The organism is Brevundimonas sp. 357 (assembly GCF_003938605.1).
In the GTDB taxonomy this organism is placed as follows: Bacteria; Pseudomonadota; Alphaproteobacteria; order Caulobacterales; family Caulobacteraceae; genus Brevundimonas.
Map to the genome: position 1 here is coordinate 35230 of NZ_RHWX01000007.1, position 23378 is coordinate 58607.

Annotated in this window: 26 protein-coding genes and 1 tRNA gene; 10 read left to right on the forward strand and 17 right to left on the reverse strand. The window is 66.0% G+C overall.

Going from position 1 to position 23378, the window contains the following annotated elements:
• Nucleotides 1-16: 16 nt before the first annotated feature.
• From EGK63_RS07675 to EGK63_RS07685, 3 genes are all read right to left on the reverse strand, one after another.
• Nucleotides 17-583 carry a hypothetical protein gene (locus EGK63_RS07675; protein ID WP_243637617.1) on the reverse strand — a complete coding sequence of 189 codons (567 nt, stop codon included), beginning with the start codon at nucleotides 581-583 and terminating at the stop codon, nucleotides 17-19.
• The gene (locus EGK63_RS07680; RefSeq protein WP_125900684.1) at nucleotides 583-1461 is read right to left on the reverse strand and encodes a 3-hydroxybutyryl-CoA dehydrogenase; all 879 of its coding nucleotides are present in this window, start codon (nucleotides 1459-1461) and stop codon (nucleotides 583-585) included. The genes EGK63_RS07675 and EGK63_RS07680 overlap by 1 nt, the downstream gene beginning before the upstream one ends.
• A gap of 158 nt (nucleotides 1462-1619) precedes the next feature.
• Nucleotides 1620-1925, reverse strand: coding sequence for a YggT family protein (locus EGK63_RS07685; RefSeq protein WP_125900685.1), 306 nt, complete (start codon nucleotides 1923-1925; stop codon nucleotides 1620-1622).
• Between the two features lie 122 nt (nucleotides 1926-2047).
• On the opposite strand from EGK63_RS07685, the gene EGK63_RS07690 reads away from it, so the two are divergent.
• The 3 genes from EGK63_RS07690 to EGK63_RS07700 all read left to right on the forward strand — a co-directional run bounded on the left by EGK63_RS07690 (nucleotide 2048) and on the right by EGK63_RS07700 (nucleotide 3723).
• A tRNA-Ala gene (locus EGK63_RS07690) sits at nucleotides 2048-2123 on the forward strand.
• 92 nt (nucleotides 2124-2215) lie between these two features.
• The gene (locus tag EGK63_RS07695; RefSeq protein ID WP_125900686.1) at nucleotides 2216-3277 is read left to right on the forward strand and encodes a DUF6538 domain-containing protein; all 1062 of its coding nucleotides are present in this window, start codon (nucleotides 2216-2218) and stop codon (nucleotides 3275-3277) included.
• Entirely contained in the window at nucleotides 3199-3723 is a 525-nt protein-coding gene (locus EGK63_RS07700) for a hypothetical protein (RefSeq protein ID WP_125900687.1), read from the forward strand. The genes EGK63_RS07695 and EGK63_RS07700 overlap by 79 nt, the downstream gene beginning before the upstream one ends.
• A 104-nt stretch (nucleotides 3724-3827) precedes the next feature.
• Here the strand turns inward: EGK63_RS07700 and EGK63_RS16890 are convergent, their stop codons facing one another.
• Nucleotides 3828-4073, reverse strand: a complete 246-nt coding sequence (locus tag EGK63_RS16890; protein WP_125900688.1) for a helix-turn-helix transcriptional regulator — start codon at nucleotides 4071-4073, stop codon at nucleotides 3828-3830.
• 77 nt (nucleotides 4074-4150) lie between these two features.
• Between EGK63_RS16890 and EGK63_RS07710 the strand changes: the two genes are divergently transcribed.
• Entirely contained in the window at nucleotides 4151-4468 is a 318-nt protein-coding gene (locus EGK63_RS07710) for a hypothetical protein (RefSeq protein ID WP_125900689.1), read from the forward strand.
• Nucleotides 4469-5045: 577 nt separating this feature from the next.
• Here EGK63_RS07710 and EGK63_RS07715 read toward each other — a convergent pair.
• Nucleotides 5046-5606, reverse strand: coding sequence for a recombinase family protein (locus tag EGK63_RS07715; RefSeq protein WP_125900690.1), 561 nt, complete (start codon nucleotides 5604-5606; stop codon nucleotides 5046-5048).
• Between the two features lie 337 nt (nucleotides 5607-5943).
• Nucleotides 5944-6453 (reverse strand): hypothetical protein, encoded by a 510-nt coding sequence (locus EGK63_RS07720; protein ID WP_125900691.1) that lies wholly within the window; start codon nucleotides 6451-6453, stop codon nucleotides 5944-5946.
• Nucleotides 6454-6562: 109 nt separating this feature from the next.
• Here EGK63_RS07720 and EGK63_RS07725 point away from each other — a divergent pair, with 109 nt between their 5' ends.
• Nucleotides 6563-6763, forward strand: coding sequence for a hypothetical protein (locus EGK63_RS07725; RefSeq protein ID WP_125900692.1), 201 nt, complete (start codon nucleotides 6563-6565; stop codon nucleotides 6761-6763).
• Between the two features lie 574 nt (nucleotides 6764-7337).
• Nucleotides 7338-7538: a hypothetical protein gene (locus EGK63_RS16590; RefSeq protein ID WP_207896354.1), complete on the forward strand. Its 201-nt coding sequence runs from the start codon at nucleotides 7338-7340 to the stop codon at nucleotides 7536-7538.
• 226 nt (nucleotides 7539-7764) lie between these two features.
• Here the strand turns inward: EGK63_RS16590 and EGK63_RS07735 are convergent, their stop codons facing one another.
• The 3 genes from EGK63_RS07735 to EGK63_RS07745 all read right to left on the reverse strand — a co-directional run bounded on the left by EGK63_RS07735 (nucleotide 7765) and on the right by EGK63_RS07745 (nucleotide 13101).
• The gene (locus EGK63_RS07735) at nucleotides 7765-8784 is read right to left on the reverse strand and encodes an NAD-dependent epimerase (protein WP_125900694.1); all 1020 of its coding nucleotides are present in this window, start codon (nucleotides 8782-8784) and stop codon (nucleotides 7765-7767) included.
• 45 nt (nucleotides 8785-8829) lie between these two features.
• Nucleotides 8830-10716: a M20/M25/M40 family metallo-hydrolase gene (locus tag EGK63_RS07740; RefSeq protein WP_125900695.1), complete on the reverse strand. Its 1887-nt coding sequence runs from the start codon at nucleotides 10714-10716 to the stop codon at nucleotides 8830-8832.
• A 111-nt stretch (nucleotides 10717-10827) separates the two neighbouring features.
• Entirely contained in the window at nucleotides 10828-13101 is a 2274-nt protein-coding gene (locus tag EGK63_RS07745) for a TonB-dependent receptor (RefSeq protein WP_125900696.1), read from the reverse strand.
• A 265-nt stretch (nucleotides 13102-13366) separates the two neighbouring features.
• Between EGK63_RS07745 and EGK63_RS07750 the strand changes: the two genes are divergently transcribed.
• Entirely contained in the window at nucleotides 13367-14734 is a 1368-nt protein-coding gene (locus EGK63_RS07750) for a metallophosphoesterase (protein WP_125900697.1), read from the forward strand.
• Nucleotides 14735-14737: 3 nt separating this feature from the next.
• Here EGK63_RS07750 and EGK63_RS07755 read toward each other — a convergent pair whose 3' ends face one another.
• The 3 genes from EGK63_RS07755 to chpT form a co-directional block, all read right to left on the reverse strand.
• Nucleotides 14738-15475, reverse strand: a complete 738-nt coding sequence (locus EGK63_RS07755) for a protein-glutamate O-methyltransferase CheR (RefSeq protein ID WP_234287959.1) — start codon at nucleotides 15473-15475, stop codon at nucleotides 14738-14740.
• 71 nt (nucleotides 15476-15546) lie between these two features.
• Nucleotides 15547-15939, reverse strand: coding sequence for a response regulator (locus tag EGK63_RS07760; protein ID WP_200168370.1), 393 nt, complete (start codon nucleotides 15937-15939; stop codon nucleotides 15547-15549).
• Nucleotides 15940-16010: 71 nt separating this feature from the next.
• Entirely contained in the window at nucleotides 16011-16715 is a 705-nt protein-coding gene (gene chpT, locus EGK63_RS07765; RefSeq protein WP_125900700.1) for a histidine phosphotransferase ChpT, read from the reverse strand.
• 76 nt (nucleotides 16716-16791) lie between these two features.
• Here chpT and cysQ point away from each other — a divergent pair, with 76 nt between their 5' ends.
• Nucleotides 16792-17601, forward strand: a complete 810-nt coding sequence (gene cysQ / locus EGK63_RS07770) for a 3'(2'),5'-bisphosphate nucleotidase CysQ (RefSeq protein ID WP_125900810.1) — start codon at nucleotides 16792-16794, stop codon at nucleotides 17599-17601.
• 16 nt (nucleotides 17602-17617) lie between these two features.
• Here the strand turns inward: cysQ and EGK63_RS07775 are convergent, their stop codons facing one another.
• From EGK63_RS07775 to map, 5 genes are all read right to left on the reverse strand, one after another.
• On the reverse strand, nucleotides 17618-18511 hold the full coding sequence (locus EGK63_RS07775) for an aldo/keto reductase (protein ID WP_125900701.1): 894 nt from the start codon (nucleotides 18509-18511) through the stop codon (nucleotides 17618-17620).
• A gap of 3 nt (nucleotides 18512-18514) precedes the next feature.
• On the reverse strand, nucleotides 18515-18757 hold the full coding sequence (locus EGK63_RS07780; RefSeq protein ID WP_125900702.1) for a BolA/IbaG family iron-sulfur metabolism protein: 243 nt from the start codon (nucleotides 18755-18757) through the stop codon (nucleotides 18515-18517).
• Between the two features lie 92 nt (nucleotides 18758-18849).
• Nucleotides 18850-19368: a GNAT family N-acetyltransferase gene (locus EGK63_RS07785; protein ID WP_125900703.1), complete on the reverse strand. Its 519-nt coding sequence runs from the start codon at nucleotides 19366-19368 to the stop codon at nucleotides 18850-18852.
• Complete coding sequence (gene radC / locus EGK63_RS07790) at nucleotides 19365-20096, reverse strand: DNA repair protein RadC (protein ID WP_125900704.1); 732 nt, start codon at nucleotides 20094-20096, stop codon at nucleotides 19365-19367. The genes EGK63_RS07785 and radC overlap by 4 nt, the downstream gene beginning before the upstream one ends.
• A 26-nt stretch (nucleotides 20097-20122) precedes the next feature.
• Nucleotides 20123-20944 (reverse strand): type I methionyl aminopeptidase, encoded by an 822-nt coding sequence (gene map, locus EGK63_RS07795; protein WP_125900705.1) that lies wholly within the window; start codon nucleotides 20942-20944, stop codon nucleotides 20123-20125.
• Nucleotides 20945-21093: 149 nt separating this feature from the next.
• On the opposite strand from map, the gene EGK63_RS07800 reads away from it, so the two are divergent.
• Together EGK63_RS07800 and EGK63_RS07805 are read left to right on the forward strand one after the other, a co-directional pair.
• A complete protein-coding gene (locus EGK63_RS07800) occupies nucleotides 21094-21864 on the forward strand; it encodes a competence/damage-inducible protein A (RefSeq protein WP_125900706.1) in 771 nt (256 codons plus the stop codon).
• Between the two features lie 185 nt (nucleotides 21865-22049).
• Entirely contained in the window at nucleotides 22050-23345 is a 1296-nt protein-coding gene (locus EGK63_RS07805) for an OmpP1/FadL family transporter (RefSeq protein WP_125900707.1), read from the forward strand.
• Nucleotides 23346-23378 lie beyond the last annotated feature (33 nt).

Here is a 23378-nt window from a genome sequence, read left to right on the forward strand (position 1 = left end):
GCCGCTTCGGTTCACGTTAAATCCCCGTAACGTCCCGTTCGGACAGGACGCCCATGCGGTTGTTGACCACCGGCGCCGGGACAAAGCCCAGATAGGCCACGCACAGACCGCCCCACAGGGCGTAGCTGACGCCCACCATGACCGCCAGCGGCAGGCCGCCGACGCCATAGATCAGCAGGGCCGTCTCGATCGCGCCCAGGCCCTGGACCAGACTCTGCGAGGCGGCGCCCGCCAGACCCGCCATGACCACGGCCATGATCGTCTGCATCGCCGCCGCCAGCAGACCGCCGAACACGGTGAAGCGACACGCCACGCCCAGTCGCGTCGACGGGCGCCCGGTCTTGCCGTGGCCGTCAAGCAGCAGCCAAAGCCCCAACGGCGCCGCGATCAGTCCGACCGCCAACATCACCAGCCGCCAGTCCGTATCCACGCCCGACCACCAATTCTCGGGCGGCCAGATGAACAGGGTCAGGATCACCGGCGGCCAGGCCGCCGCCGCCAGGGCGGCCGGAACCAGGGCGCCCGCGCCGCGCCGCGGCGCCACGCGCTTCAGACCCGGCAGGGAGGGAAAGGCGACGGCCATCAGCGGGTCGGCACCGGCGTCTCGCCGGAATAGTCGTAGAAGCCGCGCCCGCTCTTCCTGCCTAGCCAGCCGGCCTCGACATATTTCACCAGCAGCGGACAGGGCCGGTATTTGCTGTCGGCCAGGCCGTCATACAGCACGTTCATGATGGCCAGGGCCACGTCCAGCCCCATGAAGTCCGCCAGCTCCAGCGGCCCCATCGGGTGGTTGGCGCCCAGCTTCAGCGCCTTGTCGATCGAGGCGACGTCGCCGACGCCTTCGTACAGGACATAAACCGCCTCGTTCATCATCGGCACCAGGACGCGATTGACGATGAAGGCGGGGAAGTCCTCGGACTCCGTGATGATCTTGCCCAGGCTCTCGGCGAAGGCGACCGCCGTCTCGAAGGTCGAGGCCGAGGTGGCGATGCCGCGCACCAGTTCGACCAGTTTCATCGTCGGCGCCGGCTTCATGAAGTGCAGGCCGATGAAGCGCTCAGGCCGATCCGTGACCGAGGCCAGGCGGGTGATGGAAATCGAGGAGGTATTGGACGCCAGCAGGGTGTCCGGCCCCAGCAGCGGCGTCAGTTCGGCGAAGACGCCCTTCTTGACCGCTTCCTCCTCAGACGCGGCTTCGATGACCATATCCGCCTTGGCCGCCTCAGCCAGGGTCGTCACCGGGGCGATGCGCTGCAGGGCCGCCTGGGCCTCCGCCTCGCTCGACAGGCCGCGTGCGGCGCGACGCGCCAGGCTGGCCGCGATCTCGCCCAGGGCCAGGGTCACGCGGTCCGGCGCAATGTCGTACAGCTTCACCTCATAGCCGCCGGCGGCCACCACCTGAGCGATGCCCGAACCCATTTGCCCGGCGCCGATGACGGCGACTGTCCTGATCGTGGTCATGAATTACGCGAAAAAGGCGGTCCGCCAGGGACCAGTCGTCGGCACCTTAGGAGCCCGCTCGCGCCGCGCAAGGGCGGATTGGGCTCCATGTGCGGATTCCTGGGGGGCCGTGATCCGGGCTCAACGCCCGACGGCCTCCCCCTCGACGCAGCCGTGGATCAGCCCAGCGACATGATCAGCATCGGCGCGACCGTCCGGTTGAACAGCACGCTCAAGAACTGCAACGCCAGCAAGGCGATGATCGGCGTGATGTCGATGCCGCCCAGCGACGGCACCACCCGCTGGAGCGGTCCCAGGATCGGCCGCGTCACCGTATCCAGCACATAGGCGACCTGACCCACGAAACGGTTGCGTCGATTGATCACGTCGAAGGCGAACAGCCAGCTCAGGATCGCCGAGGCGATGATGCACCAGATCATCAAGGTGACGACGGCGTTCACCAGCCAGACAAGGGCGAAACCCATGAGAAACTCCTGCTTCGTTCACGCCGCTTCTAGCGGCCCCGCCGCAGATCGCCAAGGATTCGTGCGCGGCCCGTTGACACGCCCCCCCGCACGCTTCTATGTCCCGCGCCTGCCTGTCGGTCGGGGCCGTAGCTCAGTTGGTAGAGCGCGTCGTTCGCAATGACGAGGTCAGGGGTTCGACTCCCCTCGGCTCCACCAGGCAATCTATTCCCCTTTCGGAGCCTGGAAAAAGCTTGCTTTCCACGGGCTTATGACGGTCGGGTGTTACACCTGTTATAGGATGTAGCAGCATGTCTAAGCCTAGCCGCCGCCAAGGCAGCGCCGTCTATTACGCCCGGCGCGTAATCCCAAAAGTACTCCAGAAAGCCTACGGGCGGCGAGAGGTGTGGAAATCTCTCGGGACCACGGATTTTGAGCAGGCCAAGCCGCTCGAACGCCTCCAGCAGATGGCTTGGGATGAGGAGTTCATGGCCGCGAAGGCCAAGCTCGCAGCGCCATCGGACGACCGCGCCACAGCCCGCAGACCGCTAACGCCCGCCGAGCGGGCCAAGCAAGAGCGCCAGCAGTTTGAGTGGGAGAGGGAGAACGAGGCTTACTGGGCAGAGAACCCCTATCCCGACTACGAAGACTTGAGCCCCGAGGAGCAAGGCATACGCGACGCGGTGGAGGCCGCGCGCGAACGCTGGGAACAGAGCCAGCGAGATGAGCGCGAAATAGTCCGTCAGGACCGACTTGCGGAGGCTGCGGCGCAGAAAGCTGGAGCAGCAGCGCCACGCCCTACCCGAGGAACGCCTTTGAACGCGGTGGTTGATAGGTGGGCCGCTAACCAGAAAAACCAGAAGACCATCGACCGGATGAAGCAGGTAGTTGCGTGGTTTGAAGACGACATGGGCCGCGTCCCGGTCGAGGAAATCACCCCGGAGATAGTGATCAGCTGGTCCGAAAAACTTTTAGCGAAGACGTCTCCCGCCAACGCACGGACCAAGATGTCAAACTTCAACACCTTGCTTCGGGTGGCATGGTTGAAGGCTCGCCTCATTCCGTCAAACCCGGCGGCGGGGGTGACCGTCGATGTTAAGGCTGACCCGGAAGAAGACGTTCAGCCCTTTGACCTTCCCGCCCTCAAGGCGATCTTCGCGTCGCCGATCTACACGAACGATGAGCGCCCAGAGGCTGGAGCTGGTGAGGCGGCCTACTGGTTGCCTCTCCTTGCGATGTACACTGGCGCACGCCTGAATGAGGTGGGGCAGCTTCGCCCATCCACATACTCAAAATGCCCTACCTGGACCATGACGGCGAGGAACAGGAGGCGTGGTGCATCCGTATCATCGCCGACAAGAAGGACGGTCTGAAGCTCAAGAACGCATGGAGCGCGCGCCGTATGCCTATCCACGCCGACTTGGTCGCGCTGGGTTTCCTCAAATACGTGGATGCTGCGCGCGAGGCTGGGCAGGCGCGCATTTTCTCTGAGTTGCGGCCTGACAAGTATGGGACCATCACCGCTAACTGGTCCAAGTGGTTTGGGCGCTACCTGCGCGGCACGATCAAGGTTACGGACGACAGAATGCGGTTCCATTCATTCCGCCACGCGTTCAAGGATTATGCGCGGGAGGCGGAAATTCCTGAGGACGTGAATGACGCGTTCACCGGACACCGAGGGCAGGCCGTCGCCCGCCGCTACGGATCGTCGCTCGCGTATCCGCTACGCCCTATGGTGCTTGCGATGTCGAAATATCGCGTAACTGGCCTTACGCTTCCCGCACCACCGCCCGCGTATCGGCGACGGGAAGCCGCTTGACGCTGAGAATGGCCTTCAGGTGGAAGGGCCTCTCAACGTGGCCGGGGTCCACTGGCTCGGATAGCCGGCTTTTCGAGACAGATGCGGCTCGCGAATTCGGCGGTCTAAATCCCGGCCTCAGACAATATTGACGACACGGTGCAGCCCAGCGCTGCTGCTATGCCGATCAGGGCTACAAGGCTGACGTTCCGCTTGCCACGCTCGACCTCGCCCATATGGGTCCGGTTAATCCCTGCGGCGTCAGCCAACGCTTCCTGCGACATCCTCCGCTCGTTTCTGCGCGCGCGGATAGCATCGCCGAGGCGTCCCAGCGCGCGTTGATTATCAGGACTGACGGCGACCCTTGGCACCCATACAGCGTCGCCGCACGTTGGATTTACGCACCACCCGATCTATGCACCATTCGTCTTGCTGAATGGAGGGTGTGGTGGAATTTGTAGTCGGTGGTTTGGTCGTCCTAGCAGCGATCTGGTTCTTCGCGGCGATAGGTCGGGAGCGATCCGACCATGCCCTGCACCGCGAGCTAGGCAGTCTCCTGAACCAAGCTAAGCTGCGACTGGATCAGGATGACATGTCCCGGCTACGCGCCGCGCTGATTGAACTGGAAGTTATTGCTGATGCCCAGATCGCAACCCGCCAGCTTTCGGTTAAGGCGGCGCGGCGCGCTTTGATGAAGGCCAGCGTTCAGACTATCCAATCATATATGGAAATCGACCGCATGTTTGCGCCGACGGGGTCTCGATAAGTCCCGCTAACCTAATCTGACCATAGATTGGATGAGTTGTTCGTAGGCTGCCCGGCTCCCTCGGCCAAAATAGATGGCGAGTTTGCCGGATCAGCGACGCTAACTCTTGGTCTGACCATGAGTTGGATTGAGCGTTGCGTGAGTGTGCCCGGTGGCCGTGATCGGCTTTCGCCGACCTCCCTCGGGCGAAACGCCCTACCTGCGACCATGCCTTTTTGCGTCGGCCAAGACGGGGAAATTCTGTTCAAATAACCCGGGGGGCGAAAATGGTTTCTCTCCCGAAGGGTATCGAAACTCCGACCGGCACGATCCGACCCCTTGATCCTCGCTTGTCGGCCGGACAGCGCACGATCTTTGCTTTCCTGAATTTCCTCGCGCCCGTCGAAAATATCCTGCCGGTCCTCAGGTCCGGGCGTCCCGTGCCTGAATGCCTGGGTGAAATGGGGCGGCTCGACCAAATGCTGCTGCGAGGCCCGTGGAGCGCCGGGAAAGCGTCGGCGCCCCAAGTGTCGAGCGAGCCAGAGAAGCCCGCCCACGGGCCGGAAAATGGGCCTAGCGTGGCCGCTGCGGTCCCGGCCTATGCCGTCGCCTCATTGAGCAGCCGATAAACCGAGGCGCGGCCCATGCCGAGGCGCTTGGCGATCTCCGTTGCGCCTAGCCCTTCGGCCTTCAACGCCTTGACCTGATCGCGGGGCAGGGTGACCGGGCGGCCCTTATAGACGCCGCGATCCTTCGCCTTCTCGATGCCCTCGCGCTGGCGCTCTTTCCTCAGGTCCGTCTCAAACTCCGCGAAGGCTGCGAGCATGTTGAGCATCAGGCGGCCGTTAGGCGTAGTGGTGTCCACGGCGGCCTGATCCAGAACGCGGAAGCCTACGCCCTTGGCGTCCAGTTGATCGACTATGCTGCGGAGGTCTGAGACGGAGCGGGCGAGGCGGTCCATCTTTGTGACGATCAGCACGTCACCCTTGCGGATTGAGCGCAGGGCTGCCTCCAGTTCCGGCCTATCCTTGGCCGTGGTCCCGCTGCGCTTCTCTGCAAATAGATGATCGGGCTCGACGCCTGCGGCTATCAGCTTCTCCGTCTGAACCTCTAGGCTCTGCCCGGTGCTGCTGACGCGGGCGTATCCAATGGCGGCCATGACTGTCTCTGTGTCTCGAATGGGTCTAGACCATCAGCGTTAGCTTGTCTCGTAACTGCTGTAAAGGCCCGTATGAGACACTAAGTGCGCCCGGATGAGACGCCTTGCATGGGTATAGCCAAGCGAGACGTCTGTTTCTGGCGGGGGCGGAAGCCTCTCCATTTTCGTGAGAGGCCCGCTGGCTGGATCGTGGCGGCAGCCAATGGCTTGGCGGCATGATGATTTGCGGCCAGCCGGGAGGGGATAACGGGGGAGCCAATGCCTCTTAAGATCGGAGGTCGCCTCTCGCATAGCTAAGCCGGATTTCGGCCGATGAAACCTAACCAGCCACCGAACCTTAGTCGGCGGTCCTCTCGCGCTCGACAGGCGGCAATGACGCAACCGGATGCTGGACGATTGGCTTTTCCGAGAGGCGGATTGCAGCTTCGTCTGCCGGGCGCAGATAGTAGCCCATGATGCCCTGACCCATCCCGCCATATTTAACGGTGTAGAAGCCATCTGAGACCCATTGACCATGCCGCCAATAAGCGTCGGGAATATTGATTTGCACGCCCCCGTAATACGAGTTGGCGTATGAGATATAGGCACCGCCGTTCGGCGACCCGTCTGTCAATGTGTTGCCTTCGCTGATCGTGCCGAAGGCGATCTGTAGGCCCACGACCTTATCGACGTGATTAGCCAGGGTGGACGTGAACCTCTCGGCATTGGCCGTTGTCACCTCGCCAACGTAGAGCGGCACATCGGATTGGGACTGCGCCGCAACCGAACCAGAACAAGCGAGCGCACTGATCAGGATCAGTGACGCTATGCCGCCGTAGAACCTAAGTCGCAAAATGCCGCTGTTCACGACGCCCCTCGTTTGTTTTCAACCGTAACCATTCAAGGGCTTTCGGAGTGAATAGCAAGGGTTGAGTAATGTTGATCTTCTACCCCTGTCGTTTCCGTAGGAGGACATCATGTCAGACGTTCAGACCACTAAGCCCAATCGCCTTAAGGCGTTTCCGTTTGGAGAAGCCGCCTTGTGGCTAGGCTTCGGCTGGTTCGCATTCGTGGCAATGGAGGATCGCTATGATGTCGACACGATCACTCTCGCTGCTGTTTTTGCGTTAGCAGCAATCGGGGTGCGGGCAACTCGGCCTGCACGGGAGCCGCAATAATGGCTCATAGGAAAGCCGGTGGACTTGCGGTGGTGGGGGCATTGACCGCCCTAATCCTTTACACGCAACTTTCTTCGAGGGTTGAAGATGCGTCAGACGCGGCGGCAAACGCAGATCAAAACGCTTATGACCTATCTAGTCGCCTCGACAGCCTTGAAAGCAAGGTGAGCGATCTGGACCGACGGCCGACTTACGGCTGGTAAAGAATAGCCGGATGGGCTTGCGCCTGTCCGGCCGACTGCTACATTCGTATCCCTCAACCGCTACATGCCCCTTTCGTGAGGGCATTGATTTCATTGAGATTTTGGGCGGACTAGGGCAATCCCTCCGTCTCCGCCACAGGCTTGGTCGTTTGACGCCTTGTCGGTAGAGGCAGCATGAGAAGATCGTGGAGGGCGGAATGATTGGTCAGATGCTAGCGGTCGCAGTTGGCGTGATGGCGAGCCAAGAAGCCCCGGCGGGTCCCCTAGGCGATAGCGCCTTCTCGAATGAGCGACGACGAGTGATGGCGCTAGTCGTGGCGGGCGACTGCGACGGGGCTCACGGTGCCGTGTTTGTGACAGCAGACCGGCCGATGTTTGAGCTGGTGGAAAGCGTCTGCCCGGTGGGCGTCTTAGAGGTGCTCCGCTGGTATGATTATAATCCCGAGCAAAGCGAGGGCATGATGACCGAAGCACAGCTCCGAACAGCCCGGCGGATCGCAAACGGCGAAGACGTAGAGGTGTTGCCCGACCCCGGGTCGGATCAAGCACCTGCCTCTCCCGACGGCGATTAAAGTCAGTTTCTATCGTAATCGGCAGCAGAGGCGACAGCCCCGCCATCTCTGCCGAAGGCTGGCAGACCGATTGAGAAGCTGCTACAGCAATAAGCTCAATCTGTAACACCAGCCTAAAAAAAGTCGTGTGAAATCAAGGGGTGTTTCGTTTCCCCTCGGCTCCACCAGGGCACCTTCACGAAATCGCTGACGTTCGACCGCCCTCCAGGGCGAGCGCCTCTGCGCCTCAGTTCTCGCGGTAGAAGTTGCAGTACCAGTCGACGAAGCGGGCGACGCCCTCCTCCACCGGGGTCGTAGGAGCGTAGTCGAGGGCGGCCAGGGTGTCGGTCACGTCGGCCTCGGTGTCGGCCACGTCGCCGTCCTGCATGGGCATCAGGTTCAGCTTGGCCTTGCGGCCCAGTTTGGTCTCCAGCACCTCGATGTAGCGCATCAGCGGCACCGGGCGGCCCGCGCCCAGGTTCAGGATACGCCAGGGGGCGACCCCGCTGGTCGCCGGATTGGGAGCGGTCGCGTCCCACGCCGGGTCGATCGCCGCGGGCCGGTCCAGGGCGGCGACCACGCCGGTGACGATGTCGTCGACATAGGTGAAGTCGCGGCTCATCCGCCCCTCGCCGTACACGTCGATCGGCTCGTCCTTCAGGATGGCGCGGGTGAATTTGAACAGGGCCATGTCCGGGCGCCCCCACGGCCCGTAGACGGTGAAGAACCGCAAGCCCGTCGCGGGAAAGCCGAACAGGTGGGCGTAGGAATGGGCCATGGCCTCATTGGCCAGCTTGGTCGCGGCATAGACGGTCAGCGGATGATCGGCGGGCTGACGCACCGAGAACGGCAGGGCGCGGTTGGCGCCGAACACTGAACTGGTCGAGGCGAAGACCAGGTTGGAGGCCCCGACCGCGCGGCAGCCTTCCAGGATGCTGAGGAAGCCGACGACGTTGGAATCGACATAGGTCTCGGGCGCTTCCAGGCTGTAGCGGACGCCCGCCTGGGCGGCGAGATGCACCACCCGGCGCGGCCTGTGCTCAGCGAACAACGCGGCGACGCCGTCGCGGTCGGCCAGGTCCAGCGCATGATGGCGATAGTTGGGATAGGCCTGAAGCTGTGCCAGACGCGCCTGCTTCAGCGCCGGATCATAATAGGCGTTGAGGTTGTCCAGACCGATGACGCGCTCGCCCCGCTCCAGCAGACGCCGGGCGGTGTGGAAGCCGATGAAGCCGGCGGAGCCGGTGACGAGGACGGGATCGCTCATGATCGGCTGCGATAAACGCTCACGCGGTCCGACGCCAGCACCCCTCTAGGGCAGAGCCTCCGCCACGGCGGGCGACGGCGCCAGCAGCTGGGCCGAGATGTTCAGCCCGACGCCCGCGATCAGACAGGCCGCCGCCGCGAACAGGACCAGGCGCGTCGTCTTCGCGCCCGGCGCCAGCGGACGGGCGAACAACAGGGCCAGCAAGGCGATCAGGGCCAGGGCGCCCGGCATGTCCATCCCCACGCCCAGGAAGACGAAGTGGCCGATCCCCAGCAACCAGGCGCCGCCCAGCACAGTCGCCACGGCGGCGGGCAGAAAACCGAGCGGCCGCGTCAGGTCTGGGTCGATCAAGGCCGCCAGGGCCGCCGCCGTCGCGGCCAGCAACACTGGCCAGACAAACAGCAGGGCCGCCTCGGGCGCCGCGCCCTGCAAGGCGCAGCCGAAGACGAAGATCAGGGCGATCAGGCCCAGCCAGCCGCCCCAGGCCGAACGCTCGGCGCGCCCTGGCCACAGCGACAGGATGATAGCGGCCACGCCCAGCCCCAGCATCACCGGACTGAACCCGCCGACCAGAAGGACGACGGCGGTCAAGACGGCGAACGCCCCGCCGATCACGCGCGGCCGCGCCCGGCGCGCGCCGGTCAGCAGGACCAGGGCCAGGGCGACGATCGCCAGCGTCGCCCCCGCCTCCATCCACGGCAGGCGGCGCAACAGGGTGTAATAGACGTCCGGAGAATCGGCCCGGCTCGACATCGGCCCGGCCAGAAGGCGCGTCGCCTGCACCAGGATCACGCCCCCGGTCAGGAACCACAGCCCGTCCAGCACGCCCAGGCCGACCTGCCCCGCCGTCAGTCCCGCCCGGCGCCGCGCCCGCCAGGCGGCGAAACCGCCCAACGCCGCCGCCAGGGCCAGCAGAACCCAGCCGGTTCCTTGCGCATGGGCGACCATCCAGCGGCCGAAGACGTCGGAGTAGACCAGGTTCTCGCCCTTGGCCGGCAGGCTGGACGCGCGCGTCAACGCATCCGCCGCCTCCAGCGCCTGGGAGCCCAGATGCTGAACCGCGCCCCGATCCAGGTTAGCGGGCGTGGCGTTGGCCGAATGGTACTGATCCGGGCGGCCGATGAAGGCCAGGTTCAGACCGCCGATCCCCCGGTCCTTGGGCACGGTGAAGTCGGTGCCGTTGGGCATCCGCTCGTACATGAAGGCGGCGATGGAAGTGGCGGTGGTCCCGCCGTCGGCCCTGGCCGCCGCACGACGGAACAACTGCACGGTCGGCCCGGCCTCGCGCCCCGTCTCGAACATGGCGGCGCGGCCGCCGCCGCCGCGCGCCTCGAGGTTCACCACCGCCCCGATGCGGTCACGCAGGGGATGGCCGCCGAAGAAGACCCGCGCCCCGTCCAGACCCAGCTCCTCGGCGTCGGTCAGCAGGACGACCAGATCGCGCTCGACCGGGCCGCGCGCCTTGATGGCCCGCACGGCTTCCAGAATGGCGGCGACCCCGGCGGAATCGTCGGCCGCGCCCGGCGATCCGACCACGGTGTCATAGTGGGCCATCAGCATGACGGCGGACTGGCTGCGGTCCTTGCCGGGCAGGACGCCGATCAGATTGATCGCCTGATTGTTCGCCGCCGCCGGATCGCCTCCCGCGCGCGCCAGCCGCTTGACCGAGGCGGGCGACAAGGGCCCCGCCTGCTCGCTGACCTCCAGCCCCAGCTGCGTCAGCCGGGCGTTCAGAAAGGCGCGGACCCGCGCGTGTTCGGGCGAGCCGACCGGGTGGGGGGCGCGGGCGATCTGTTCGATATCGGTCATGGCCCGCGCGGCCGAGAAGGCGACGGCGGGCGCGTCCGCCGCGCGCGGCTTCGGCGTCTGGGTGGTCCACACCGCCAGCAAGAAGGCGAGCGTCAGCGATCCGAACAGCAAGGCCAGCCGCATGCGAGATCCTCCCCGATCCGGTCCGCAGTAGGACCAAGCTGGACCGGAATGGCAAGAGGGCGGCGACAGGTCTCCCCGCCGCCGCCCACCCATGCGATCAGCCGTAAAGGCTTAGAAGCGCTTCGACAGCTCCACGCCGTACATACGCGGTTCGTTGACGAAGGCCGTCAGGTTGTTGAAGTCGATGGCGCCGAGGATGTTGGCCTCGTCCGTGATGTTGCGGACGTAGACGGCCGCCTCGAGACCTTGGTTCAGGTCGCGCCAGCCCGCACGCAGGCCGCCTTCGAACGCCGTGTCCTGCATGAACTCGACCGATTCATAGAGGAACAGGTTGAAGTCCTTCTGCATCACCCAGTCGGTCGCGGCGAACAGCTCCTGATCGTCGCCGATCGGATGGACGTAGGACAGCGTCAGATTGGCGGTCCATTCCGGCGCCTGGGGGAAGGGGTTGCCGTCGATATAGGCCAGACGCGCCGATCCAACCGTCACCATCCGGTCAGTGACGGTGCAGTTGGCGAGCGGCGAGCAGACGCCGACCTGAAGATCCTTGTCCTTGATTTCGGTATGGTTCCAGGCCAGGCCGCCGGCCAGGCTGAAGCCCGCGCCCAGATAGACGTCGCCGTCCACTTCCAGGCCATAGCCCTCGCCCTTGTCGGCGTTCAGCAGCTGGTTGAAGTTGCCGGCGCCGCCGATGGCCGTGAACTGCGGATCGGAGACTTCGTAGAAGTAGGCCGTGGCGTTCAGGCGGGCGCGGCCGTCCCACAGGCGAGCCTTGAACCCGGCCTCATAGGACATGACCGTTTCCGAATCCGCCGTGGTCACGATGTCCGCCGAAGCGATGCGGCCCTGGATCGACGGGCCGCGATAGCCGTTGGCCACGCGCGCGAACAGGTTCAGGCCGTCATTGACCTCGTAAAGGGCGCTCACGTCCCAGCTGACCTGCTCGTCGCCGACCGACTTGGTGACATTATCCAGCGGCTTGGCCGTGGAAGAGCTGCCTGCCGGGATGATGCGGCGGCCCCAGAAGTCGCGGCTGTCGTCGGTGTAGCGAACCCCGGCCGTCAGCTTCAGCGCGTCCGTGACCTGATAGCGGCCCTGACCGAAGATCGACCAGGAGTCCGACTTCTGGATGACGTCGGGAACCACCGTCGGCGCGATGCCGCCGACGCCGTTGAAGGTGCCCGAGACCAGGTTGAAGCGCTCGTCCCAGTAGAAGGCGCCGACCTGCCAGCCGAAGCGGCCGTCGCCGTTCGAGGCCAGGCGCAGCTCATAGGTGTTCTGGATCAGGTCGCTGGAAAGGGTGCCGGTCTCGACCGCGAACGGGGTCTTGTAACCGGCGCCGGTCGGAGCCCCGACCGAGACCCCGCCGTCGATGTCGCCATTGCCCTGGCTTTCGCCCTGATAGGAACCGATGACGCCGGTCAGCGTCGCCGGGCCGAAGTCATAGGCGACCTGCAGCGACTGCGAGAGGGTCTTCTGCTTCTGATAGTTGTTGCGGCCGCCGTCGTACCAGACCGTCTCACGGTCGAAGTTGTCGTTCAGCTTGTTCGAGCCCTTGGTCAGGACGTTGGCGCGGTTCATCGTGCCCGTGCCCTCATAGTCGCGCGCCTGCAGGGTCAGCAGGGTCGACAGACGCTCGGTCGGGGTCCAGGCGACGTGGATACGACCCGCCACGTCGTCGAAGGAGCCCAGATCCTTGCCGTCCTTCTTGGCGAAGGGGGCGTCCCAGGCGTTGTTGACCCAGTCGTCGCGGTGGTTCCACAGGGCGGCCACGCGCACCGACAGCGTATCCGACGCCGGCAGGGTCACGCCCGTCTCGGCGCGCATCGAGCCGTAGTTGCCGTAGGTCAGCGAGCCGAAGCCGGTGAAGTCATCGCCCGGCTTCACCGTATCGATCTTGACCACGCCCGCCGGAGTGTTGCGGCCGAACAGGGTGCCCTGCGGACCGCGCAGCACTTCCAGCTGCTTCACGTCGAACAGGGGGAAGCCCTTCAGATAGACGTTCTCCAGCACCACGTCGTCCAACACGACCGAAACCGGCTGCGAGGCGTTGAAGTCGAAGTCCACATTGCCCAGGCCGCGAATGTAGAAGCGAGGCGCATAACGGCCGTTCGAACTCTCAACCTGCAGGCTGGGCACGCGACCCGACAGCTGCAGGATGTCGCCGCCGCCGGCGTTTACGGCGTTCAGCGTCTCGGTGTTCATGGCGGTGACGGCGAACGGCACGTCGCGGATGTTTTCGCTGCGGCGCTGGGCGGTGACGACGATGTCGCCGACGGCGGCGGCCTGTTCTGCCTGGACATCGGCGGATTGCGCCAGAGCCGGCGTGGAGAGCAACAAAGCCAGGCCGCTGGCGGAGGCGGCGAGAACCGAGAGACGCGTCATCGAGATATCCCCTTCTTGATGATCTGGAGTGGGTGAATTCGCCGCAGGCCCTAGGCCCGAAGCTGAGCCGGCGCCAGCGGCGAGACGCGCTCCCGCGTGAACCTTTCGCGACATGGCCACAGGCCAAAAGAAACCAATGTTCGATTCATCAACGAAGCGGCCTTGCCGTTGTGCGCCGCAGAAGGACGTGTAAAGCAGATCGGCTGCGCCTTCCCCTTGCGGCTGGCAGATGCACGAAGCGCGCGACCCGCCGCAGGAGAAGCCCATGCTGATCGCCGCCCCGTCCCGTCGCCGCTTCATGCAGGGCGCGACCGCCTTGCCCCTGTTCGGCGCGACGTCTGTTTTCGGCGCTGACAAACCGTCCGCCGTGATCGGCCGTGTCCTGGCCATGTCGGACCTTCACTCCGCCTATGAACGCAGCGCCCAACTGTTGGCCGCTCTGCGCGCCGAGGTTCGCAGCCATCCCGTTCCGCACTTGATCGCGATCGACGGCGATATCTTCGAGCACGGCAACGTCGTCTCGGTACGCTCCGAAGGCGCGATCGACTGGGCCTTCCTGGCCGCCCTGCCCGCCATCGCCCCGACGGTGGTCAATCTGGGCAACCACGACAATGACCTGACGCCGGACCTGCATGAGGTGGTCGCGCGGATGCGCGGCCTGGGGATCGCCGTCATCAGCAACATCATCGACGCCCGAACCGGTCAGCCCTATGCGCCGGCGGCGACTGAACTGGCCTTCGGCGATCGACGGCTGCGCATCATCGGTTTCGGCACGAACGCGCTGAACACCTATCCCAAGGCCAGCCGCGACTGGCTGTCGATCCCCGATCCGAGCGAATGGGCGAATGTCCAGCTGCCGACCCTTCTGGACGGCGCGGACCTGACCCTGGTGATAAGCCACGCCGGGGTGGCGGGCGATCGTGGGATGCTGTCCGCCCTGCCCGACGGCGCCCTGATGATCGGCGGCCACAATCATCTGCTGTTCCAGGAGACGCTGGGGCGCGGCCTCTACGCCCACACCGGATCGTGGAGCAACGCCTATACGGCGGCCGACTATCTCAGCGACGGAAGCGTCCGGGCGCAGTCGCGCACCGTCGCCCTGGACGGCCCCGCCGACCCGGCCCTGGCCGCCCTGATCCGCACGACGCTGAACCGGCATCTGACCGATCAGGAGCGCGTAATCCTCGGGACCAGTTCGACCGCCCTGTCTCTGGGCGACACCGGCCGCGCCGTGGCCGCCGCCTTCGCCCGCTTCGCCGGGGCCCAGGCGGGCTTCATCGGCCACACCACCCTGGGCACGGGCCTGAGCGCCGGCCCGGTCAGCCGCTACGCCTTCGACGCCGTGGTGCGTTTCGACGGCAAGCTGATGGCCGCCGAGGTTCCGGCCGCTCGCCTGGCCGAACTGACGACCCTGGCCAATCAGGACCGGGTCATGCCCTTCGCACGCCGCACCGGCGACTTCGTCTATGGCGCGGTCGAAGGCGGCGAACAGCGCGAGACGGTCCGCATCGTCACCACCGACTGGTGCGCCCTGAACCAGCATGAATATTTCGGCGTCACGGACCTGGCCTTCGCCGAGGTTCCCGGCCCCGGCGTCAAGGCGGTGGCGGCCGCGGGCCTGCTCAAGCCCTGACGGTCAGGCGGCGCGGCGATAGGCTGACGGCGCCTTTACATACAATCCCCGCCGCCCCGCCACCGGACGGAAGGCGACGCTATCGCCGTCCGGCCGCTCGTCCGCGCCCAGGAACAGACAGCCGTCGTCGATCAGTCGGCGCTCCAGTCCATCCAGCAGGCGCGCCCGGCGGTCCGACGCCATGTCGTTCAACACATGACGGCAGAAGACGATGTCGAAGCGACCTTCGTCCCCCGGCTCGTCCAGAAGGTTGGCGCGCTTGAAACGGATCGCGGCGCGCAGTTCGGGTCGAGCACGCCACTGGTCGTCCACCTGTTCGAACCAGCGCAACATGACGCGAGCCGACAAACCTCGCTGAATCTCGAAGGAGGTGTAAAGGCCGGACATGGCCTTTTCGATCGCCTGGCGCGACAGGTCGGTGGCCAGAACCTCGACCTCGGCGCCGGCTTCCAGGGCGGCGATGGCCAGGGAATAGGCTTCCTGGCCCGTGCCGCCGCCCGCCGACCAGATTCGCACCCGCCCGCCGCGCGCCGCCGTCAGGGCCGGCAGGAGCTCGCGCTCCAGCACCTCGAAGGCCGCCCGGTCACGCCGGAACCAGGTCTCGCCGTTCAGCAGGGCCTCGATCACGCCCCAGCCGAGCGAGGCCACAGGGCGGCTCCACAGGCTGGCCAGCATGGCCTCGACATTGTGATAGCCCTCGCGCCGCGCCACAGGCCCCAGCCGATGCTCGGCCAGCTGCATCCGTTCTCGCGAGAGGCGGAAACCCGCGCGCGAGGACAGGAGTGCTTGAAGACGTTCGAAATCCTCCGGCGTCATGACGGCGTTTGAACCGCTCCCACTTCGGCGAGCTTTGAGTACAGGATCTCGCCGTCGAAAGGCTTCATAACATATTCGTCGGCGCCCGCAGACAGTGCTTCGGCGATACGATCAGCGCGGGTCTCGACCGAACAGAACAACACCTTGGGATCGTCGCCGCCGGGCAGGTGGCGCAGACGGCCCAGGAAGGTCATGCCGTCCATGACCGGCATCTGCCAGTCCAGCAGGACCACGTCCGGCATGGCGGCGACGCAGGCCTCCAGCGCCTCGGCGCCGTCAGCCGCTTCCTGTACCTCGAAAGCAAGATCTTCGAGGATGCGTCGCGCCACCTTGCGGATGATGCGGCTGTCATCAACGATCAGACAGGTTCTAGGATCCACGGAGTTCATTCTCGCAACACGCGAAATAACGACGATATTCCCACCACCATGATCCAGCGGCGGTTAACGGAAGGTTCGCCTCAGCCCGCCGAAGGCAGGCGTGCGATCAGGGCCACGCGACCGTCCTCGACCGTGGTCTGCAGCCGCCCCCCCGCGTCGCAGACCGTCAGCCACAGCCAGTAGGGCTGAATCCACTGTCCGGCCAGCCCTTCGGTCAGGCGCTCGCCTCGGAGGCCGGTCAGGGCCTCGGCCTTGAGCCGCGCCCGCGCTCCCTCGGCCGAGCCGACCAGGATCAGCTGCCCGTCTTCACTCCGAACGGCCACGATCGCTTCTCCGCCCATCGGCAGAGCCGACACCGTCAGATAGGCGAGATTCAACAAGGCGCGGGCTTGAATCTTGGTGAAGGTTTCCTCGCCGACGCGCCAGTCCAGCGTCGCCCGTCCGCCGTCGGTCAGCCCTGCCAGAACGTTTCGCAACTCCTCGCCCGAGAACCGCTCGCTGGTGGTCGCGGCCCCAAAGGCCACGCGCGCGAAATGAACCAGGGCCACCATCTTTGCCGCGCTCTGGCGGATCAGGCCCAGGGCGTCGTCACGCATGTCCTGAGCGCTGGGATCATCCAGAAGATCCAGCCCCGACATCACCGCGCCCGCCGGGCTGATGAAGTCATGACAAAGCTTGGCGGCGATGTAAGCCGCCAGTTCGGCCCCGTCCACGGGCAAGTCTGCGACAGGCAGGTCGGCGATGATGGGCTCTGGAGTCAGGTCGGACACGGCGATCAGCGGCATGGTATTTAAAAGGTTAAAGCCAAGGTGACCTGATTTGCCGGTTCTTGAAACCGGCCGCATGGGCTATCGGATGAGCATGACCGCCTCCGCCTCTTCTTCCGCCCTCGCCGCTCTTGAAGACGATCTCGCCTCGGGCCGGTTGGCCGGCGTTCTGGCCGACATCGCCGAAGAAGCGGCCCAACTGATCCTGCCCTACTGGCGCGCCGGAACAACGGCCGAGATCAAGGCCGACGACAGCCCCGTCACCGCCGCCGATCGCGCCGCCGAGGCGCTGATCCTGAAGCGCCTGACCGCCCTCTGGCCCCAGGTGGAGGCCGTGGCCGAAGAGGCCGCCTGCGCCGATGGGCTGCCGACCGAGGTCGGCGAATGGTTCTGGCTGATCGATCCGCTGGATGGGACCAAGGGCTTCATCCAGGGTCGAGAGAGCTACACCGTCAACATCGCCCTGATCCGTGGCGACGCCCCCGTCGCCGGCGCGGTGACGGCGCCCGCCCTTGGATTGACCTGGCGTTCCTCCGCGCCGGGGGCAGGCGCTCTGCGCCGGGCGTTCGGCGAAACCTGGAAGCCGATCCGGGTGCGCGAGCGCCCGCAGGAGGCTGTCGCCCTAGTCAGCCACAGCATTAGCGATGAGGACGCCCTGCGCCTAGCCGCGCGCAACGGCTGCCCCCAGTGGCAAGGCATGGATTCCTCGCTGAAGTTCTGCCTGATCGCCGAGGGTCGCTACGACGCCTATCCGCGCATCGGCCCGACCAGCGAATGGGACACGGCTGCGGGCCAGGCGGTGCTGGAGGCGGCCGGCGGGCGCGTCCTGGCCGAGGACGGCCGCCCCCTGGCCTATGGAAAGCCCGGCTTCCTGAACGGCCCCTTCTCGGCCATCGGCGCCTGAGAGCCAGGCCCGCGCCTCAGACCTGGGCGTCGACCCGGGCCATTTCGATCTGGGCCGACAGACCGGCGGGCAGGTCGCGCTCCGGCGCCGCCGCCAGGGCCTCCAGATGCGCCCGGTCGCGCGGACGGATCAGGACGCTGGACACCCCCGGATCGGTCAGGCCGTAAGCCAGACAGATGGCCTCGGCGGTCCAGCCCTGGGTCTGATGCAGGAAGGCGAAGGAGCCGCGCCGCGCCTCCTCGACCGGCCCTCGCCCGCCCAGGCCGAAGAGACCGCGCTTCTTCGGCGCCCCGGTCTCGGCCGCCTTGCGTTCGGTCGACAGGCTGTCGGGGAAATAATCATAGACGAACAGGCTCATCTGCCGTTCCAGCGCCGTGCGCATCCGCGCGCGCACCCGCCACTCGATATTGGCGTGAAAGGGGGTGAACAGGGCGTCGAAGGCCCCGGTCGAGACATAGAGGTCGGTCACGGCCTCATTCCCGGACACGCCCAGCATCCGCACATGACCCGCCTTGCGGATCGTCTTCAGCGCCGTCAGCGACGTCTGCGGCAACTCGTCTTCACCCGGCCGATCCAGCACGGCGATGTCGAACCAGCCCAGGCCCGAGGCGTGCAGCCCCTGCTCGATCTCCCGCCCCAGGCCGATCGGGGAAAAATCCCGGTCCGCGCCTGCGCCCAGCTCCAGGCTGACGATGACCAGCCGCCGCTCGACATGGGCCAGGGCCTCGCCCGCCGCCCGCAGCAGCGCCGGATCGGCGATGTCGAAGTGATAGGCGTTGATCCCCGCCTCTAGCGCCGCGAAGATCATGTCGCGCACATGCACGCCGCCGCGCGCCGCCGCGGCCGCCCCCAGGCACAGGGTCAGGTTGGAGACAGCCGCCCCCGACACGCCGAAGGGGCGATAGCGCATGGATCAGCCCGCCTCGACAGGGGTCGAGGTCTCCAGCGCCAGGGCGTGCAGCTCACCGCCCATCTTGCCCTTCAGCGAGGCGTAGACCAGTTGATGTTGACGCACGCGATTCAGACCGTGAAACGCCTGAGACACGATGCGGGCGCGATAGTGGTCGCCGTCGCCGGCCAGATCCTCAATGGCGATGTCCGCGTCGGGGAAGGCCTCGGTCAGATGGGCGCGAAGATCATCGACGGACATGGGCATGGGAAAGCACTCCAGAAACGACGGGCCGTAGAGCCTGACCCGAGAATGTAAAGCCTACCCGGCGGCGGCGGCCCTGTCAGCCGTCAGCGCGCTCATCCGCCCCTGGGCCGCTCGAACAGGGTGACGATCGAATCCTTGTAGTCGGCGTGACCGTAAGGGCGATAGCCCACCCGCTCGGCCAGACGGATCGAAGCGGCGTTGTCGGGCGAGATCATGCAGACGGTGCGCGGCTCAGGTCGGCGACGATCAGCCCAGGCCAGGGCCGCCTGCAGCGCCTCGCGCGCCATGCTGCGCCCCTGGAAGGCGGGCGCCACGCCCCAACCCAGTTCCGGCGCGTCGAACGGCGGCGTGATGTCCCGGCGATAGTCCAGAACGCCGACACTGCCGACATAGGCGCCTGTGGCTGTCTCGCGGATGGTCCAGTTGCCGTAACCCCTGGCCTGCCAGTGGCCCAGATCGCGCAGCAGGCGGAACCACACCTCCTCCTCGGAGAGGCCGCGCCCCATGATGTGGCGGGTGAACTCAGCGTCGGCCCACAGGGCGGTCAGGTCGCCCATGTCGCCGACGGCGACGGGCGTCAACGTCAGGCGTTCAGTCGAAAGAACGGTCACATCAATCCCAGTTGCTTGAAGCTGGCCACGCCGTCGCGGCCGACGATGAGGTGGTCGTGAACCTGGACCGACAGGGCGCGCGCCGCCTCTATCACCTGTTTGGTCATGTCGATATCGGCCCGACTGGGCGTCGGATCGCCCGAGGGGTGGTTGTGGACGATGATCATGGCGCTGGCCGACAGCTCCAGCGCCCGGCGCACCACCTCGCGCGGATAGACAGGGGCGTGGTCGACCGTGCCCCGGTTCTGAATCTCGTCCAGGATCAGCTGGTTCTTCTTGTCGAGGTAGAGGACGCGGAACTGCTCGCGCGGTTCGTGCTGCAGCGACAGGCGCACATAGGCCAGCAGCGCCGTCCACGACGAGATGACGGTGCGCTTGTTCGCCTCCTCCTTGGCCACGCGGCGCGAGACTTCGTGCAGGGCGGCCAGGTCCAGCGCCGTCTCAGGCCCCAACCCCTTGGCCCGGCCCCGCGAATCCTCGGCCTTGACCGTCATCAGATCCTCGACCGAGGCCGCCAGCACCGCCGCCAGCGACCCGAACCGCGTCAGCAGGGCCTTGGCCACCGGCTTGACGTCGCCCTGCGGCTGGCTGCGGAACAGGAACAGCTCGAGCAGCTCATAGTCCGGCAGATGATGGAGGCCCGCCCCGCGCGCGCGTTCACGCAGCCGTTCGCGATGACCGGCGTGGTGCGGCTTGGCCTTCGGTTGTTCCGGCGGTTGATCGAGCATCAGCCTCCCCCGGAAGGGAGACTAGCTCAGAATTTCGGGCGGAACAGGCCCTTGGGCGAGGCGGTGAAGATTTCCAGCCCGTCCTCGGTCACGCCGATCGAATGTTCGCACTGCGACGACAGCGACTTGTCGCGCGTCACGGCGGTCCAGCCGTCCGACAGCACCTTCACCGCGGGCTTGCCCAGGTTCACCATCGGCTCGACGGTGAAGAACATGCCCGGCTTCAGCACCGCGCCCTCGCCGCGACGGCCGTAGTGCAGGACGTTGGGGCTGTCGTGGAAGACCCGGCCGATGCCGTGGCCGCAGAAGTCGCGGACCACGCTCATGCGCTGGGCCTCGACGAATTTCTGGATGGCGAAGCCGATGTCGCCGAAGGTGTTCCCCGGCTTGATCTGGGCCAGACCCAGGTCCAGCGAGTCATAGGTGACGTCGATCAGCCGCTTGGCGCGGGCGTTGATCTCGCCGACCGGGTACATCCGGCTGCTATCGCCGTGCCAGCCGTCGACGATGACCGTATGGTCGATGTTGACGATGTCGCCTTCCTTCAGAACCTTGTCGCCGGGAATGCCGTGGCAGACGACGTGGTTGATCGAGGTGCAGACCGTCTTGGTATAGCCCTTGTAGCCCAGGCAGGCGGGGGCGCCGCCGTTGTCCAGGGTGAACTCGCGCACCAGATCGTCCAGCTCGCCCGTGGTGACGCCCGGCTTCACATGCTCGCCGATCATGTCCAGCGCCTCGGCGACCAGACGGCCCGCCTTGCGCATGCCCTCGAACCCTTCCGCGTCATAGATGCGGATTTCGTGGCTGCGGACAAAGACGTCGGTTTCCAGGTCGGGGGTCTCGTACATGCTCGGCTTTCGGGGAGGCGCGCTCCGCAAGGGCGCGGAACAGGCGAAGAGGCTGCTTTCAGGACTTCAGATGGTCAGACTAGCATAAAACCTCAAGCCCGTCAGGGCTCACGGCTGACGCAGGGCCCCGCCCTTCCTATCTACGGCCCATGTCCCAGATCGCCCCCTCCCCCACCGCCGCCGCTCTGATCATCGGCGACGAGATCCTGTCAGGCCGCACGCGCGACACCAATCTGAACAGCCTGGCCCGCTTCCTGGCGCCGCTGGGCGTCGATCTGATGGAGGCGCGGGTGGTCGGCGATCGTCAGGATCAGATCGTCGCGGCGCTGAACGCTCTGCGCACGGCCCACGACTACGTCTTCACCACCGGCGGCATCGGCCCGACCCATGACGACATCACCGCCGATGCGGTCGGCGCCGCCTTCGGCCTTCCCGTGCGCGAACACCCCGAGGCCCTCGCCATCCTCGCGCGTCGCTATGCGCCGGGAGAGTTCAACGCTGCGCGGCGCCGCATGGCCCGCGTGCCCGAAGGCGGCGTCCTGATCGCCAATCCGGTCAGCGACGCGCCGGGCTTCCAGGTTGAGAACGTCTTCGTCATGGCCGGCGTGCCCAAGATCATGGAGGCCATGCTGGACGACGTGGCGCCGCGCCTGAAAGCCGGCGCCCCGGTCCACAGCCGGTCCCTGCGCGTCACCGGCGTCGGCGAGGGCGCCGTGGCCGACATATTGCGCGCCGCCGCCGTGGCGCGACCGCATCTGTCCTTCGGCTCCTACCCCTTCGGTTTCGGCGCCGGACAGACCACCGGCGAGGTCGGAACCCAGCTGGTGATCCGGGGTCGAGATCAGTCTGAAGTTGACGCTGCGGAACACGATCTTGCCGCAAACCTGCGTTCTTCAGGCATCGAAATTGCCGTTACGTAACCTCACCAAGGTGTGAAATTGTGCGATTTTTGCGCCACGCTTTCGCCGAGAAGGGGTCCGACACCGGCCTTGGACGCAACGCTTTCATGACACGGACGCTGTGGCTGTTAGCGTGACGGCTCTCCCCGAACCAAGGCTGGCCGCCTCTACAAAAATGGCCGGCCCATTACATAGGTGAAGCGTAAATGACCCCCAGGAACATGGCCCGCCTCGGCGGCCTGGCACTGATCACCGCCCTGATGACGGGCGTCGCCGCCCCGGCCTTCGCCGGCTCCTTCTATCTGCAGGAACAGTCCGTGCGCGGCGCCGGACGCGCCTTCTCGGGCGAGGCCGCCGATCGCGGCGTCGGCTCGATGTGGTGGAACCCCGCCTCCATCGCCCGCAGCGGCCGTGAAGTCTCCGTCGGCATGCACGCCATTCGCATCGATTCCGAAGTGAAGAACGCCGGCTCCTACCTGACCTATCCGGGCGGCGTGGACGTGCCGGTGGTCAACCCGCGCAATACCGAGGTCGATCCGATCGAAAGCGGCCTGGTGCCGAACTTCGCGTTCGCCACGCCGATCGGCGACCGCTTCGCCGTCGGCGTCTCGGTGGCCGCCCCCTACAACTTCACCACCAAGTACGAACAGGGCTCCTTCGCCCGCTATGACGCCCTGACATCGGAGCTGCGCTCGGGCGACGCCAGCCTGACCGTGGCCTATCAGGTCAACGACTGGCTGGATGTCGGCGCCGGGCTGAACGCCCAGTTCGTCAAGGCCAAGCTGACCTCGGCCATGCCGAACCTGTCGCCGCTGCTGCCCGACGGCTCCAACAACCTGGAAGGCGACGGCTGGGACTTCGGCTGGAACGTCGGCGCCCAGGTGCACAAGGGGCCGTGGGACTTCGGCCTCAGCTACCGCTCCAAGATCGAGCATGAACTGGAAGGCGACGTGACCGTGGCCGGCCTGCTGGGCCCGCTGGCGGGCGCCAACGTCTCGACCGGCGGCAAGGCCAGCTTCAACACCCCGTGGTTCGCCTCGGCCTCGGTCCGCTACGCCGTCAACGACAAGCTGACCCTGAACGCCCAGGTCAACCGCATCGGCTGGTCCGAGTTTGACGCCATCACCGTCGAATACACGGGCGGCGGCGACGTCATCCATCAGGACTACAAGGACGTGACCACCGGCGCCATCGGCCTGGACTATGCGATCAGCGACAAGACCACGCTGCGCGCCGGCGTCGGCTATGACCCGACCCCGACCCGCGACAGCCTGCGCACCGCCCGCATCCCCGACGCCGACCGCTGGCTGTTCTCGGTCGGCGGTTCGACCGAAGTGACCGAGGGCGTCACCTTCGACGCCGGCCTGACCTACATCGCCTTCAGCGACTCGACGATCCGCGACGACCGCACCCTGTACCAGGGCGCCATGACCTCGCACCTGCGTGGTGAAGCCGAAGGCTCGGCCCTGGTCGCCTCGCTGGGCGCGCGCTGGGCCTTCTGACCCAAGCCTGACGACTGACGTGAAAACGGCGGC